13 protein-coding genes are annotated in these 15,302 nt (G+C 66.5%); 8 read left to right on the plus strand and 5 right to left on the minus strand.

The window, feature by feature from the left end; translation table 11 throughout:
* Window positions 1–86: 86 nt before the first annotated feature.
* On the minus strand, window positions 87–761 hold the full coding sequence (locus AC5W54_RS00005) for a succinate dehydrogenase iron-sulfur subunit (RefSeq protein WP_495960431.1): 675 nt from the start codon (window positions 759–761) through the stop codon (window positions 87–89).
* A 186-nt stretch (window positions 762–947) separates the two neighbouring features.
* On the minus strand, window positions 948–2,492 hold the full coding sequence (gene norR, locus AC5W54_RS00010) for a nitric oxide reductase transcriptional regulator NorR (protein WP_495960012.1): 1,545 nt from the start codon (window positions 2,490–2,492) through the stop codon (window positions 948–950).
* Window positions 2,493–2,645: 153 nt separating this feature from the next.
* On the opposite strand from norR, the gene ytfE reads away from it, so the two are divergent.
* From ytfE to AC5W54_RS00025, 3 genes are all read left to right on the plus strand, one after another.
* Window positions 2,646–3,302 carry an iron-sulfur cluster repair protein YtfE gene (gene ytfE, locus AC5W54_RS00015; protein WP_495960013.1) on the plus strand — a complete coding sequence of 219 codons (657 nt, stop codon included), beginning with the start codon at window positions 2,646–2,648 and terminating at the stop codon, window positions 3,300–3,302.
* A gap of 61 nt (window positions 3,303–3,363) precedes the next feature.
* The gene (locus AC5W54_RS00020) at window positions 3,364–3,972 is read left to right on the plus strand and encodes a hemerythrin domain-containing protein (RefSeq protein ID WP_495960014.1); all 609 of its coding nucleotides are present in this window, start codon (window positions 3,364–3,366) and stop codon (window positions 3,970–3,972) included.
* Between the two features lie 132 nt (window positions 3,973–4,104).
* The gene (locus AC5W54_RS00025; RefSeq protein WP_495960015.1) at window positions 4,105–5,079 is read left to right on the plus strand and encodes a ribose-phosphate diphosphokinase; all 975 of its coding nucleotides are present in this window, start codon (window positions 4,105–4,107) and stop codon (window positions 5,077–5,079) included.
* Here AC5W54_RS00025 and AC5W54_RS00030 read toward each other — a convergent pair.
* Entirely contained in the window at window positions 5,051–6,058 is a 1,008-nt protein-coding gene (locus tag AC5W54_RS00030) for a hypothetical protein (RefSeq protein WP_495960016.1), read from the minus strand. The two genes, AC5W54_RS00025 and AC5W54_RS00030, sit on opposite strands and share 29 nt — an antisense overlap.
* Window positions 6,059–6,289: 231 nt before the next feature.
* Here AC5W54_RS00030 and ubiU point away from each other — a divergent pair, with 231 nt between their 5' ends.
* The 5 genes from ubiU to AC5W54_RS00055 are packed head-to-tail and all read left to right on the plus strand — an operon-like array spanning window position 6,290 to window position 9,802.
* Window positions 6,290–7,285, plus strand: coding sequence for a ubiquinone anaerobic biosynthesis protein UbiU (gene ubiU, locus AC5W54_RS00035; RefSeq protein WP_495960017.1), 996 nt, complete (start codon window positions 6,290–6,292; stop codon window positions 7,283–7,285).
* Window positions 7,286–7,293: 8 nt separating this feature from the next.
* Window positions 7,294–8,214, plus strand: a complete 921-nt coding sequence (locus tag AC5W54_RS00040; protein ID WP_495960018.1) for a U32 family peptidase — start codon at window positions 7,294–7,296, stop codon at window positions 8,212–8,214.
* On the plus strand, window positions 8,211–8,960 hold the full coding sequence (locus AC5W54_RS00045) for an anaerobic ribonucleoside-triphosphate reductase activating protein (RefSeq protein ID WP_495960019.1): 750 nt from the start codon (window positions 8,211–8,213) through the stop codon (window positions 8,958–8,960). The genes AC5W54_RS00040 and AC5W54_RS00045 overlap by 4 nt, the downstream gene beginning before the upstream one ends.
* 54 nt (window positions 8,961–9,014) lie before the next feature.
* Window positions 9,015–9,320 carry a nucleotidyltransferase domain-containing protein gene (locus AC5W54_RS00050; RefSeq protein ID WP_495960020.1) on the plus strand — a complete coding sequence of 102 codons (306 nt, stop codon included), beginning with the start codon at window positions 9,015–9,017 and terminating at the stop codon, window positions 9,318–9,320.
* Window positions 9,317–9,802, plus strand: a complete 486-nt coding sequence (locus AC5W54_RS00055; protein ID WP_495960021.1) for a hypothetical protein — start codon at window positions 9,317–9,319, stop codon at window positions 9,800–9,802. Before AC5W54_RS00050 ends, AC5W54_RS00055 begins: the two co-directional genes overlap by 4 nt.
* Window positions 9,803–9,902: 100 nt before the next feature.
* Here the strand turns inward: AC5W54_RS00055 and AC5W54_RS00060 are convergent, their stop codons facing one another.
* A complete protein-coding gene (locus AC5W54_RS00060) occupies window positions 9,903–10,643 on the minus strand; it encodes a ribonucleoside-diphosphate reductase (RefSeq protein WP_495960022.1) in 741 nt (246 codons plus the stop codon).
* Window positions 10,644–10,718: 75 nt separating this feature from the next.
* Window positions 10,719–15,281 carry a ribonucleotide reductase barrel domain-containing protein gene (locus AC5W54_RS00065; protein WP_495960023.1) on the minus strand — a complete coding sequence of 1,521 codons (4,563 nt, stop codon included), beginning with the start codon at window positions 15,279–15,281 and terminating at the stop codon, window positions 10,719–10,721.
* Between the last annotated feature and the right edge of the window lie 21 nt (window positions 15,282–15,302).

A 15,302-nucleotide genomic window follows, 5' to 3' on the forward strand; every position in this document is an offset into this window, starting at 1 on the left:
GCGGGCGATGGGTTTGCGGTTTGTGTGTGGTTTCGCGACTTGCACAATACCGTATTCCATCGTCCGTTTTCTTGTAAATCAACCGATTATGCGTCGGTCAGCGCCTTAAGTAAGTGCCATTCGGGGCAGACCCAGGTGCAGTTGGCGATCTGGCGGCAGCGAAACACGCTGAAGGGGTCGTCGAGCTCAGCCAGGCGCTCGTCGGTGGCGGTATCGCGGCTGTCGATCAGGAAGCGGTAGGCCTGGATCAGACCGGCCGGACCGATGTACTTGTCCGGGTTCCACCACCAGGAGGGACAGGCCGAGCTGCAGCAGGCACAGAGGATGCATTCGTAGAGGCCATCGAGTTTCTCGCGATCCGCCGGGCGCTGCAGACGCTCGATGGCCGAGGGCGGGTCGTCGTTGATCAGCCAGGGCCGGATCTTCTCGAACTGCCGGAAGAACAGCGCCTGGTCCACCACCAGGTCGCGAATCACCGGCATGCCGGGCAGCGGACGCAGGGTCAAGGTGTCGGAGTCGCCCAGCACCGCCTCCACCGGGGTGATGCAGGCCAGGCCGTTCTTGCCGTTGATGTTCATGCCATCGGAGCCGCACACCCCTTCCCGGCAGGAGCGCCGATAGGCCAGGGTGGGATCTCGCTGCTTGAGGTCCTCGAGGACGTCGAGCACCATGGCCTTGCGAAAACGCTCCTCGACTTCCACGGTTGCCATTCTCGGCAGGTCGTCCTGCTCGGGATGATAGCGATAGAGATGCACCTTGATCATGGGCTAGCCCCCGGCTGGCTTCAGAAAAGTCGATGCGGTACGACTCATGTTCATACGTCAGTTCCTCCCGTCTGTGGCGACCTCCCACTACCGTGAACCGCCAGAGCCAGCGCACGAGCATTAAGATGCATACATTTTGCTTCTTACAGGATAGCCGTCGGAACAGAGGGATCAAGTCGGCCTTCAGCGTGTCCCGCCTCCGGCCTTGAGCCCCAGCCGCCTGGCGAGCTTGTGCAGGTTGCTGGGATCCACCTCCAGCCGCCGGGCGGCCGCCGCCCAGCGCCCGCCACAGGCGACCAGGGCCTCGCGGATCGCCTGGCGCTGAACCTGTTCCACTCGCTCACGTAGCGTCGGTGGCGCGATCTCGTCCGCCCCCTTCGCTATCTCCAATGCACCACCGGACACTTCCGCACGGCCGGGAATGTCGAGCCACTGTGGCACCAGGGTGATGATATCGTCGCGCCGCGCCCCCTGGCTCAATGCCTTGATCGCCGCCCGGCCGATCACGTGCTCGAGCTCGCGCACGTTGCCCGGCCAGGCGTAGGCGAGCAGTGCCGCTTCGGCGTCCGGCGAGAGCCGCAGGCTGCGCACCCCGAGCCGGGCGCGGTTGATCTCCAGGAAATGGCCGGCCAACACCAGCACGTCGCTCCCCCGCTCACGCAGCGGCGGGATCGCCACCGGGTAGGCCGACAGCCGGTGGTAGAGGTCGGCGCGGAAGTGGCCGTCGCGTACCCCGTCGGCCAGGCGACGATTGGTGGCGGCAATGATTCGCACGTCGACCCGGCGCGGGGTGTCCTCGCCCAGGCGCTGCACTTCGCCTTCCTGCAGGGCGCGCAGCAGCTTGGCCTGAACGGGCAGCGGCAACTCGCCTACCTCGTCGAGGAACAGGGTGCCGCCATCGGCCGCCTCGAAGCGACCGGCACGCTCGGCGGTAGCACCGGAGAAGGCCCCCTTCACATGACCGAACAGCTCACTCTCGGCCAGGGACTCTGGCAGCGCGGCACAGTTGACCTGCACCAGCGGCGCGGCGCGGCGGGAAGAGCGCCGGTGCAGGCGACGCGCGAAGAGCTCCTTGCCCACCCCCGTCTCCCCCGTCAGCAGTACCGGCAGGTCGGAGGCCGCCACCACGTCCAGCTCACCCAGCAACCGCTGGAGCACCGCACTGTGGCCGAGGATGTCGCGCGCCTCGGGCACCTCGAGGGGCACACTACCGTCCTGCTGTGCCATGCGCAGGGCGCGCAGATCCCGCTCCAGGCGGCTGACCCGTACCGCCGCCTCGACCAGCAACGCATAGCGCTCCAGGGCCATGCGATCGGCGGCATCGAAGGTGCCCGCCTCCAGCGCATCCAGGGTCAATACGCCCCAGGGTTCGGCTTCCACGTGCAGGCTGATGCCCATGCAGTCGTGAACGTGCAGCGGCTGGCCAGGCTGCTGCTCCACCAGGCCGTCGTAGGGGTCCGGCAGGCTGGCATCCGGCGGGAATAGCGTGGTGTGCCGGCTGGCGAGGATGGTGGCCAGGCGCGGGTGATGGGCCACCTCGAAGCGCCGCCCCAGCGCCTCGCGCACCAGCCCCTCCATGGCCACTGGCACCAGGGCATTCTCCTCCAGGCGCAGCAGGCAGACGGCACCGCAGCGAAACCCCTCGCGCAGGGTGCGCACCAGACGCTGCAGGCGCACGGCGCTGGGCAGGTCGGCGACCAGGTCCGCCAGCAGGGTCTCGTCGAGCATGGTGATTTTTACCTTTCAGGGTTCATTTTACCCGAGATTATTCGGGTAATTTTTACCCTTATGCCGGGGATACCGCAAGAGACGGGCGCTCGCAACCTGGCACGTCCCTTGCTACTCAAGAGTGCCATCCAACTTTATCGAGGAGTCCACACCATGAGCCTGCTGGAACAGAGCGTCGGTCGCACCGCCTTGACCCTGCCCGGTGCCACCCGTGTCTTCCATGACCATAATATCGATTTCTGCTGTGGCGGCCGCCTCGGCCTGCGCGAGGCGGCCGAGCGCGCGGGGCTGGCTGCCGACGCCCTGGTCGCCGAGCTCGAGGCACTGCCGGCCGGTGCCAGCGACGAGCGCGACTGGCAGTCGGCCAGCAACGACGAGCTGATCGACCATCTCCTCACTCGCTACCACGAGGTCCACCGCCAGCAGTTACCCGAGCTGGTGCGCATGGCACGCCGCGTCGAGCAGGTCCATGGCGAGCGCGACACCTGCCCCGACGGGCTGGCCGACCTGCTCACCACGATCCACCAGGAGATGGAGAGCCACATGCAGAAGGAGGAGCAGATCCTCTTCCCGATGCTGCGCCGAGGCCTGGGTGCCCAGGCCCAGGGGCCCATCGCGGTGATGCGCCACGAGCACGACGACCACGGCGAGCATCTCGCCCAGCTGATGGCGCTGACCGACGACATCACCCCGCCGAAGGGTGCCTGCACCACCTGGCGCGCCCTCTACACCGGGCTGCGCGAGTTTCGCGACGACCTGATGCAGCACATCCACCTGGAAAACAACCTGCTCTTCGAACGCGCCGGCTGAGCCGGTCGCACACGCGATGGTGCGTCGCCGCGACCAACGGTGACGCACCGGGGAGGCCACCATGAAAGCCATCGTTCTGGAACGGCTGCACGCCGACCACCACCGCTACGAGGCGCTGCTCTGCATCCTCGATCGTCAGCTGCAGATCGCGACCTGTGAGGAGATCCCCGACTACCGACTGCTGGCGCGGCTTTGCCACTACCTCACCCGGCAGCCCGAGGAGTGGCATCACCGAGTGGAGGATAGCCTCTTCGAGCACCTCGCCGCGCGCCGCCCCGACAGCCGCGACACCCTCGAGGTGCTGGTCGAGGAGCATCGACGCATCACGACCTACGGCCGCGAGCTCGAAGAGGCGTTTCACCGCCTGGCAGACGAAGCGCCGGATGCCGAACTGGAAACCCGCCGGCTCGACCTGGCACGCGCCTTCAGCGAGCTCTACCACCACCACCTGCATACCGAGAACCGCCACGTCTTCCCCCTCATCGAGCAGTGCATCCCCGCCGAAGAGCTGGACAGGATGTCGCCGCGGATCTCGCTCTCGAGTCCTGCCGAAGGCAGCCCCAGCTTCCAGCGGCTCTACCGGCAAATTGCCGACAAGCGCACAGGCCTGCGCCTGGGGCACGGCGAACAGGCCGACTTCTGTCCGCTGTGCGACGCCAAGCCCGACTGAGTCGCCCTGAGGCGCGCCATGGACGAAGGGCCGATGCCGTCTGCGTGCCAGCGAGCACCACACCCTCGGGTTAAGCCGACGTACCAGAGGAAACGCCGCACGGGATGAGGCACGCTACTCTATAGTAGTGACATGAAACTCTTTGCCCTGAATACCAGCAGGCCCTTCGGCGAGCGGGTGGCGAAGGCCCTCGGCATCTCGCTGGCCGAGCATGAGGAGCGCGACTTCGAGGACGGCGAGCACAAGACACGCCCGCTGGTCAGCGTACGCGGCCAGGATGTCTTCGTGATCCAGAGCCTGCACGGCGAGCCAGGGCACAGCGTCAACGACAAGCTGTGTCGGCTGCTGTTCTTCCTGGGTGCCGTGCGCGAAGCCAGCGCTCAGCGTGTCACCGCCGTCATCCCCTATCTGGCTTATGCACGCAAGGACCGCCAGACCAAGCCCCGGGACCCGGTGACCACCCGCTATATGGCCATGTTGCTGGAGGCCATGGGGAGCGATGCGGTCATGACGCTGGATGTCCACAACCTGGTGGCGTTCCAGAACGCCTTTCGCTGCCGCTCGCACGCCCTGGACACTCGTCTCCTGTTGGGTACTCACATGCTGGCCCGCTGTGACGGCCCGGTCGTGGTAGCCTCGCCCGACCCCGGCGGCGTGAAGCGGGCACAGGGCTTCCAGGAGACCTTCCAGACCCTGCTGGGCCGCCACGTCGGCTCGGCCTTCATGGAAAAGCGCCGCAGCGAGGGTGTCGTCAGCGGGACCGCCCTGGTTGGCGACGTCGCCGGCGCCACCGTGCTGGTAGTGGACGACCTGATCAGCACGGGGGGCACGCTGCTACGCGCCGCCGAGGCCTGCCTGTCGCGGGGCGCGCGGTCGGTATACGGCCTGGCGGCACACGGCCTGTTCGTCGGCGACGCCGGCCAGGCAATCAGCGACTCACGACTGACGAAGGTCATCGTCACCGACACCGTACCGCCTCACCGCCTCGATCCCACGGTGGTCCGCGAGCACCTGGAGATCGTCAGTGCCGCCCCGCTGTTCGCCGAAGCGATCCGCCGGACCCATGAGGGTGGGTCGCTCACCGAACTCCTGGAGGCGCCAGGCTAGCGCAGGCCTTCTCCGCCATCGCCAGATAGGCATGGGCCAGCGACTGCCATTTTTCCGGATGGCCAGCGTCCGCGTCGAGCAGGTGGGAAAGCGCCAGGCGCGCCCGGAGGCAGGCCCGGTAGGCCGTGTAGAAGGCCAGCAGCGGCGCGGCGGGACGATCGTCGAGCGCCGGCACGCAGTCACGGATCAGTTGCTCGCCGATCCAGGGTGCCCCCAGGCGCTCGCACTCCATGCCTAGAAAGGCCAGCTCGTCGAAGGGATCCACCTGCCGCAGGGCCCGGCTGAACTCCAGGCAGTCGATGATCACCGGCGGCTCGGAGAGGCAGACATGCTCCGGGCGCAGGTCGCCATGCCCCTCGACGATGCGGCCCTCGTGCACCCGCCGCTCCAGCAGCTCGCCCTCCTCCGTGATCCGGGCGATCTTCGCCAGTACCGCCTCCACCCGGCTCGAGGGAAGCCCGAAGCGCGGATCGGTGAGCACGGCCCGGTTGATGTCCTGCTCATGAGCGAACTGGACAACGTACGCCTCGGGCGCAATGGGCTCCGGCGCCAGCCCCCGGTAAAACTGCGTGAGCCGCTCGGCCACCCGGGTCACCTGCGGGCGTGTCACCGTGCCACGTTCAATGGCCACGTCCAGCATGGTGTGCTCGGGCAGGCGCCGCATCACCACCAGCCAGTCCAGGGTCCGCCCGCCGCCCTGCAGGGCAAGGCAACCAGTCGGGGTAAGGTCGAGCGGCGCCACGCCCAGGTAGACCGTCTCGGCCAGGCGCCGATTGAGGCGCACCTCCTCGCGGCACAGCCACTCCCGCACCCTCAGGGAGCGACCATCACGCGACGCGTACTTGATGGGCTTCTTGAGCTTGTAGACGCGCCCGCCGACCAGGAACACCCAGGACATATGGGTTTCCCGGGTCTCCACCTTCTCCACGTCATCCGCATACGCCTCGGGACGGGAGAGAAACGCGACCTTGTCCGCCAAGGTGATCTCCCGCTCTGGCGACGACGGTTTCGGCGGCTGTTCGGCCATCGACAACACCCTCCTGTGACATCCACGCGTTCGTCCATCCGCATCTTCCCAAGGCTAACCCATCGCTGGCGCGGATGTACCACCCCGCACTGGATGCCGATGCCATGACCCGCGTCAAAGGGTACGGCGGGGCGGTCGACTAGGATGGTCGAGGCTGACACGCGATCCACAAGAGGAGTCCCCATGGAGCTCGTCTGCCCCGCCGGCAACCTGCCCGCCCTGAAGCGTGCCGTGGACGAGGGGGCCGATGCCGTCTATTTCGGCTTCCAGAACGCCACCAACGCCCGCCAGTTCGCCGGGCTCAACTTCACCGAGAAGCGCGCCCGGGAGGGGATCGCCTACGCCCATGCCCGCGGCAAGCGCGTGTTCTGTGCCATCAACACCTACCCGCAGCCCGACGGCTGGGCGCAGTGGACCCGCGCCGTGGACCAGGCCGCCGAGCTCGGCGTCGACGCCCTGATCCTGGCCGACATGGGGCTGCTCGACTACGCCGCCCGCCGCCATCCGGACCTCGCCCGCCACCTCTCGGTGCAGGGCTCGGCCACCAGCCACGAGGCGCTGCGCTTCTACCACGAGCAGTTCGGCATCAAACGTGCCGTGCTGCCCCGGGTGCTGTCGATCACCCAGGTGCGCGACCTGGCCGGGCAGAGCCCGGTGGAACTCGAGGTGTTCGCCTTCGGCAGCCTGTGCATCATGGCCGAGGGGCGCTGCTACCTGTCGTCCTATCTCACCGGCGAGTCGCCCAATACTCGCGGGGTCTGCTCGCCGGCGGCCCAGGTGCGCTGGGAGGAGACCCCCGAGGGGCTGGAGTCGCGCCTGGGCGGCGTGCTGATCGACCGCTACGCCGAGGGCGAACGGGCCGGCTACCCGACCCTGTGCAAGGGGCGCTTCGAGGTCGGCGGCGAGACCTACCATGCCATCGAGGAGCCCACCAGCCTCAACACCCTGGAGCTGCTCCCGGAGCTCGCCGAACTCGGCATCAGCGCGGTGAAGATCGAGGGCCGCCAGCGCAGCCCGGCCTATGTGTCGAAGGTCGCCGGCATCTGGCGCCAGGCGCTCGACCGCCTGGAGCGCACCCCCGAACGCTTCCACCCCGACCCCGCCTGGATGGCCGGCCTCGGCGAGGTCTCCGAGGGTGCCACCACCACCCTGGGCGCCTACGAGCGTCGCTGGAAATAGGAGGCCCCATGCCAACCCCCGACACCCTCAAGCTGTCGCTGGGCCCGGTACTCTTCTACTGGACCCGCGAGCGCTACGCCGACTTCTACCGCGAGGCCGCCGACTGGCCGATCGAGATCGTCACCCTGGGCGAATCGGTCTGCTCGCGCCGCCGCGACATGAAGCTCGACGACTGGTTAGGGCTAGGCCGCGAGCTGGCCCAGAGCGGTAAGCGGGTGGTGCTGGCGAGCCAGACCCTGATCGAGTCGGAGGCCGACCTGCGCGACCTGCGCCGGCTCTGCGACAACGGCGAGTTCGTGGTCGAGGCCAACGACCAGAGCGCGCTGCAGCGCCTCTCCGCCAATGGGCTGCCCATCGTCGCCGGGGCGGCGCTCAACCTCTACAACCCGGCGACCCTGGCGGTGCTGGCCCGCGTCGGCATGCAGCGCTGGCAGGCCCCGGTGGAGATGTCGCGCGATGATCTCGCCCGGCTGCTGGCCGACTGCCACGAGGCGGGCCTCGACGCTCCGTGCGAGGTGTTCGCCTACGGCCACCTGCCGCTCGCCTGGTCGTCGCGCTGCTTCACCGCGCGGCGCTACCAGAAGCCCAAGGACCGCTGTCGGTTCGTCTGCCAGAAGCACCCGGAGGGCCTCGCCCTGCGCTCCCAGGAATCGCGCGAGGTGTTCACCCTCAACGGCATCCAGACCCTCTCCGGCGCCTGCCAGGACCTGCGCCACGAGATCCCGGCCATGGCCGGGATGGGCGTGGCGGTGGCCCGGCTGAGCCCGCGTGCCGAGGGCATGGGCGAGGTGGTGGCCGCCTTCGATGCCGCGCGTCGCGGCGCACTTCCCACCCCCGACCCGTTGAGCCTGGTGGACGCCGAGATCTGCGACGGCTACTGGTACGGCCGCCCCGGCATGGACAACACCCGAGGAGCGACACTCCCATGAGCCGCCTCGCCACGACCATCGATACGGTGGCGCTGCCGGCCCTGCGCCTGCCCATCGCCGGCTTCGACGCCCGTGACGACCAGGCCTTCCCGGGGCACCGGGCGGCGGTGGTCTACCTGCAGGGCTGCCCGCTGCAGTGCGGCTACTGCGAGACCGCGAGCACCATGGCCGCTCCCCGCCGCGGCACTCCGGGGGAGTGGGAGGCGATCGAGGCGCTGCTCGCCGCACGGACCGGCGAACTGGACGCTGTGGTGTTCAGCGGCGGCGAGCCCACCCTGCACGCCGACCTGCCGGCCGCCGCCGACGCCTGCCGGGCCCTGGGCCTGGCGGTGGGGCTGCATACCGCCGGCACCTATCCCGAGCGTCTGGAGCCCCTTCTGCCCCGGCTCGACTGGGTGGCGCTGGATACCAAGGGGCGCGGCGTCGATTTCGACCGCATCGGCGGGCGGCGCGGGATCTGGCAGCGCCACGCCCGCAGCCTGTCGCTGCTGCTGGAGGGCGGCATCCCCTTCGAGTGTCGCACCACGGTGCACTGGCGCGACTTCACCCTGGAGGCGCTGGAGCGGCTGGCCATGACCCTGGCCGACTGCGGCGTGCGCCGCTACGCCATCCAGCTCGCCCGACTGGAGCGCTGCCGGGATCCAGCCTACTGCCGGCCGGTGGCCGACGCCCCGCCCCGGGAGGCGCTGGAGACCCTGGTGCGGCGGCTCGGGCGCCACTTCGATCAGGTCGAGCTGCGCGATTGAAGCTGTTGCCATTATGCTAAGCTACTGTAATTGAAAAGCGATCAGGAGGGCATGATGCGGCTGACAGCTCATCAGCAGCACGTCATCCGGCAGGCCGCCCGCGACTGCTTCGGCCCCGGCGCGCGCGTGACCCTGTTCGGATCCCGCGCCGACGACAGCGCCCGCGGCGGCGACATCGATCTGCTTATCGAGACCGAAATGACCGATGTCGACGACATCGTGCGGGCCGAGATCCGCTTCCAGGTCAAGGTCCAGCAGGCGCTGGGCGAGCAGAAGATCGATCTGCTGATCGACTATGCCGGCCGGGGCGAACATCCGCCGATCTTCGAGATCGCCGAACGCACCGGTGTCAGGCTATGACCGATGCCACCCAACATCAGCTGACCGATGCCTGGCGACAATGCCAGCGCCACTATCACCACCTGCAGCATGCGCTGGGGTCCATGAAGGACCAGCTTCCGCTCACAGGACAAAAGCTCTCCTCTCTGGACGACGACTCCATCCAGGCTCTCGACCAGTTCGTGCTTCGCTTCGGATGGCTGCAGGACGCCATGGGTACTCGGCTGCTGCCGGCGACTCTCGCCGTCCTCCAGGAGCCTTTTGAGGACCGGCCGATGATCGACAAGCTGAACCGCCTGGAGAAGCTGGGGTTCCTCGAGAGCAGCGATCAGTGGCAACAGCTGAGAGTCATCCGCAATCGCTTTTCCCATGATTACCCCGATGACCCCGAGAAGAATGCTGCCCTGCTCAATCTGGCCATTCGATCGATAGACGACGTCATGGCAATCCTGCAGCGCATCGAGACAAAACTCTCTCTCCCGCCACTCGAGCAGGAGCAGTAACCCCCAATGCCACCGCCCCGGGCCACTCTCGTGACCCGGGGCGGTGGGCTGTCGCCGGCAGGCGGTCAGCCTGCCCGCGCTCTTGTTAGCCGCACCGTTGTTACCCGCACTTGGACCAGCCGCAGCCGGCGTAGCAGGTGGGGCAGCCGTCCATCATGATCAGCTCGCCGTTGCACTCGGGGCAGTGGCCGACCACGGTGGGATTGCCACCCTTGTCGTGGGCCTTGCGCTCGGCCTTCTCGATCTCCTCGGGGGTCGGCGGCTGCCAGGGGTGGCCGCTGGCCAGCCGCTGGGCGTAACGGCTGACCAGGTCCTCCACCGGTACCTGGTTGCCGTCCTGATCGAGGAAGCCGCGGCGGTAGAGGATCTGCTGGATCGACCAGGCGATGGCCGCGACCTCGGAGTCGTGGAACATCGGCTTGCCCCAGCGGTTCATGCCGCAACGCACCAGGCCCTTGTCCCAGGCCACCTTGCGCAGGTCGGCCACCGCCTGGGTGACGTAGCCGCCGCGGGCGGCCAGCGACAGGCTGCGCATGGTGGCGGTGATCCACTGGTGTTCGCTGGAGAGCTGGCCGGAGGGGAAGAAGAACTCCACCGGGCGCTCGATCACCACCCGCTTGCCACCCAGCACGCCCTCCACGGGCATGAAGGAGACCAGCAGGTAGACCTTCTTGCGCCCCTCGGCGCCGACGTAGGAGATCTTCTCCGACACGGCCTCGAGCGTGCCCTCGGGGCGCGAGGGAATGCGCACCGTGAGCGGGTTCTCCTCGGCCAGCGGCGGCGCTTCCACCGCCTTCTTGACGCTGTAGGAGACGATCTTCGAGGTGATTTCGACGGCCATCAGGCGGCTCCTCTGGAAAGTTGTGGGGTGGCATTAAGCTTCCATCGCTCGGGGCTGATCCGGCACACGCCATTATTACCACTTGCCATAGGTGCCTTCCTTCAAGGCGTCGTAGAGATTGGCCGCATTGTGCTCCTCGCCGTCGTAGATCACCTTCTCGTCGCCCTTGAGCTCCAGGATCTCGCCGTTCTCGAGTTCGAAGACGTAGGTGGTGTTCTTGAGGTCGTCCTCGCGCACCAGTACGCCCTGGAAGGCCTCGGGGTTGAAGCGGAAGGTGGTGCAGCCCTTGAGCTGGCTCTCGTAGGCGTCGAGGTAGAGGCCCTTGAAGTCGTCGAAGGCGAAGTCGGTGGGCACGTTCACCGTCTTGGAGATCGCCGAGTCGACCCAGGCCTGGGCCGCCGCCTGCACTGCCACGTGCTGCTTCGGGGACACCGCATCGGCGGTGATGAAGTAGTCGGGCAGGTCGCTCTCCACGGCGTCGGCGGCGACGAAGTGACGGTAGGCGGCGAGCTCGAAGGAGACCACCTCGACCTGCTCCTTGGTCTTCTTGCCCGCCTGGATGACGTTGCGGAAGTAGCGGTGCGAGAACGACGGCTCGATGCCATTGGAGGCGTTGTTGCCCAGCGACAGCGAGATGGTGCCGGTGGGTGCGATCGACGAGTGGTGGGTGAAGCGCGCGCCGTGCTCGGAGAGTGCGGCGACCAGCTCCGGCTCGACCTCGGCGACCTTCTGCATGTAGCGGCTGTAGCGAGCGTGCAGCAGGCGGCCCGGCACCTTGTCGCCGACCTCGTAGCCGTCCTTCGCCAGCTCCGGCCGCTCGCGCAGCATCTTCGGCGTGATCTCGAAGTCCTCGGCGAGTATCGGCGCCATGCCCTTCTCGCGGGAGAGTTCCAGCGCCTGCTTCCAGCCCTCGATGGCCAGCGTGCGGCTCACCTCCTCAGTGAAGGCCAGCGACTCGGCGGAGCCGTAGGGGATCTTGAGCATGGTCAGGGTCGAGCCCAGGCCCAGGAAGCCCATGCCGTGGCGGCGCTTGGCCTCGATCTCGCGACGCTGGCCGGCGAGCGGCAGGCTGCTGATCTCCACCACGTTGTCGAGCATGCGGGTGAAGATCGCCACCACCTTGCGGTAGCGCTCCCAGTCGAAGCGCGGCTTCTTGCCGAAGGGCTCGATGACGAAGCGTGTCAGGTTCACCGACCCGAGCAGGCAGGCGCCCTCGGGCGGTAATGGTTGCTCACCGCAATTGTGTGCATGAAAACAATTGGCATCGAAGGTATTGAGGCCCGGCACCTGGACGTCGTACACCTCCTCGATACCCGCTTCTTCATGACCCACTACCCGTGCAACAAATCGCTCTCGATTGAGGCGACGACAGTAGCCATCCAGGAGGGTGTCCAGACGAGCCTGCTTGTCACAGTCGCCAAAGCCGATACGTGAGGCAAAGCACTCGAGATTTTCACCGCTGATGACCAACTCATGCTGAGGCAATGTCGCATAGCCACGATGCCCGCCATGGCCATCCGGTAGCTGGCGGTTCGCTGCCTTGCGCCGATCACGGTAGATCGTGGAGATGATGCCCAAGCGATGCAGCATCCGTTGCACGGCCTCGAGACGCGGTAAATCTGATTGCGATAAGCGCACGCTGACACCCTTGGCCTGGCCGCCCTGAACCGACCCATCGGCATCGAAGAAGCCGCGCAGAAAGCCGACATAAGCACGCGATGAGGCTCGCTCCAGCTCGGGCGTAATGGCCTTGTCACCCGGCCGGATACCCATCTCCAGAGCCAATTCACGCAGCGCTGACGTCGATAGACGATACTCCTCGCGACCACTCACCCGTTGCCAGCCTGCAAAATCGGCGCGATGAGGCAGGCTACGAGCGGCCTTCTCGGCCAATGCCATAATGGAACGTCCCCCTGCCCCGAGACCCTCGGGATGGCCATTGGCAACGGCGGCGCCCGACCAGATGGAAAGCACCGCCTTGTCGCGCTTGATCGTGCCATCACCGACCAGCAAACCGAGCAGGTAACCCTGGTTCTCGTCCAGCGCACCGGTCCACTCGGCGCCGGCACGGTGATCATTGAGAAGCACACGATCCCCCTCCCGCAGCTCTCCGGCAGCACACCACACCGTCTCTGTACGATGCCTCGTGAACGCGGACACACGGCGTACGCGGTGGTCGCTAGTCAGCTTGAGGCTGTAGCCTTCTGCCGTGCGCAGCCGAATGACCGGTTTTCTTGCCGTCAGGAAGAACCCTTCGGGTCCACTCTGATGCGCTTCACCATCAACCACTGCGGTAAAGGGGCGACCAATGAGCTGGGAGACCTGACGAGGCCCCTCGGTGGTCTGCACCCAGGTATCCGCCGTCACGCACGGGTTGGTGGCGCGGATCTCCTCGCAGAACCAGTTGTTGTTCATGCGATTGACCTGGTCGATCAGGATGAAGCCCGGTTCGGCGAAGTCGTAGGTCGAGCGCATGATGGTGTCCCACAGCTCGCGGGCCTTGATCACCTCGACGATGCGGCAGGCCACGCGCCCCTCGTCGTCGACGGTGTAGCCCTCCTCGATCACCGGCCAGTCGCGGTAGATGAGCTCGTCGGGACCCACGTCCTCCTTCTCGCCGGGGTGCAGCGGGAAGGCCAACGGCCAGTCGGTGTCGTTCTTGACCGCCTCCATGAACTCGTCGGTGATCAGCAGCGAGAGGTTGAACTGACGCAGCCGGCCGGCCTCGCGCTTGGCCTCGATGAAGGCGCGCACGTCGGGATGGCCGACGTCGAAGGTGCCCATCTGGGCACCGCGGCGCCCGCCCGCCGAGGCCACCGTGAAGCACATCTTGTCGTAGATATCCATGAACGCCAGGGGGCCGTTGGTACCGGCCCCGGCGCCGAACACGAAGGCCCCCTTGTGGCGCAGAGTGGAGAACTCGTAGCCGATGCCGCAGTTATGAATGACCATCAGACCATTGTTACCGGCCAGATAGTTGTGATGACGCTCTACGGTGAAGTCATAGAAGGTCTCGCCGATATCCAGCCCGCGTCTGATCGACTCGATGGGTCGCAAGCATCGCGCAAGGTCCAACAACGGTTTCAGATGAGGGAAGCGCTCCTCCCACCGATCCAGCCATACACGGCTGATCACATCGCGCAGATGATAGCCATGGTAGAAGCCCAGCACCTGCCGTTCCTTGTGCCCAAGCAAGGTGGCCTCCTTCTCCAGGGCATCACGGAGCGACGGTGGCACCTGGTAGCGGTCATACATGCCGGCTTGGCTGGCGTGGTCATGGATGCGCTGACGCTTGCCACTGTCGGCCATGTACCGAGCGATACGCCTGAGGAAGTCGGAATCGGATATCTTCAGCGTGAAGCCGCCGCCATCTCGAATCAGATGCCCCCGATACCGATGCTCCCGAGGTTTGCGCCGGCCTAAGCCAGCATTGACACCGAATAGCCCCAGCAAGTTCTTGAGGGTCATCAGGAACGCGTTATTCTGCGCGGCGATCGTGACACTGCCCCTTTCCTTGCTGACCGTCCCATCGGTATCGATCAGACCGGCCAGAAATGGCAGAAAGTAGCGCTCCGGATGTCGCGATATCCACTGAGGCACCCGAAGGGTCTGGGACTTCTTGCCGATCTGGTCGTCAACCAGCTCCGCTGCCTTGCTTGCCGAAAAGCTGGATACGGTATAGTCCCATACCAACGTGCCATTATGGGTAGCGGCAGTCATGACACGTGCCTGAGAGCCGCAGAATTCCTGGAAGAACCTGGCATAGCGCTCCACGACTTCTCGCTCTGCAGCACGTATCTTGAAAATCAGGCGCTTCCCTGCGGCATGCGCCCGTTCCGCCCATACGGACCGGGTAGGCTTATAGTCCATGTGCTTTTCATAGGCACTGCCATCGCCCAGGTGGGCACCGGCAAACCATGCCTTCAGTGCCGACGTTTCCTCGGCGGTCCAGGGAAAGACATGGTGGACCAGTCCATCGGTTTCCATCACATCGCCGGCCTGAACATAGGAGAAACGCCCCTGGCGATGCACCAGCACGGGGTGCCGAACGGACGTCTTCAGTGACACCCCGTTGGACACGAGCTCGATATTCTCCTCGCGCGGCACATGGGTGGTCATGTGCCGCTCAATGTGACGCATCTCGAACCGATGAGACTCTCGGTCATAGCAGAGCATCCGACCATGCCGCTCACGCACGGCCTGTTCGGCATTGACCACGCCCTGTTCGGTGACGACCCAGGTATCCGGCGACACGCAGCCCGCCTTGAGGGTCATGCCGGCATCCACCACCGAGTCGAGGATGTCGTGCATGGAGTCGCGGATGGTCCGCGACACGGTGCAGTTGATCAGGCTCACCGCCGCCTTGTAGTCGTCGGCCCCGGCGTTGGACATGATCCGCCCGGCCGGGATGGCGCCGTTCTCCAGCGCCCAGCGGAACTTCGGCAGCCAGGCCTCGGCCTGGTCGCCCTCCACCGCGGCCAGGGCGCGGGCCACCCGCTCCCAGGTCGCCGCCACGTCCTTGTCCACTGGCCGCCCGTGGCGATCCTTGAGCCGGTACTTGGAATCCCAGATGTCGCGGGAGGGCGCCTGCATCGGTACCTCGTGGGATGTCTTGACGGCCTTGGCGGGAGTGCTCATTCAGGGGTCTCCAGAGAAGTC

The sequence above is a fragment of the Halomonas sp. LMYGS-3 genome, from assembly GCF_059509875.1.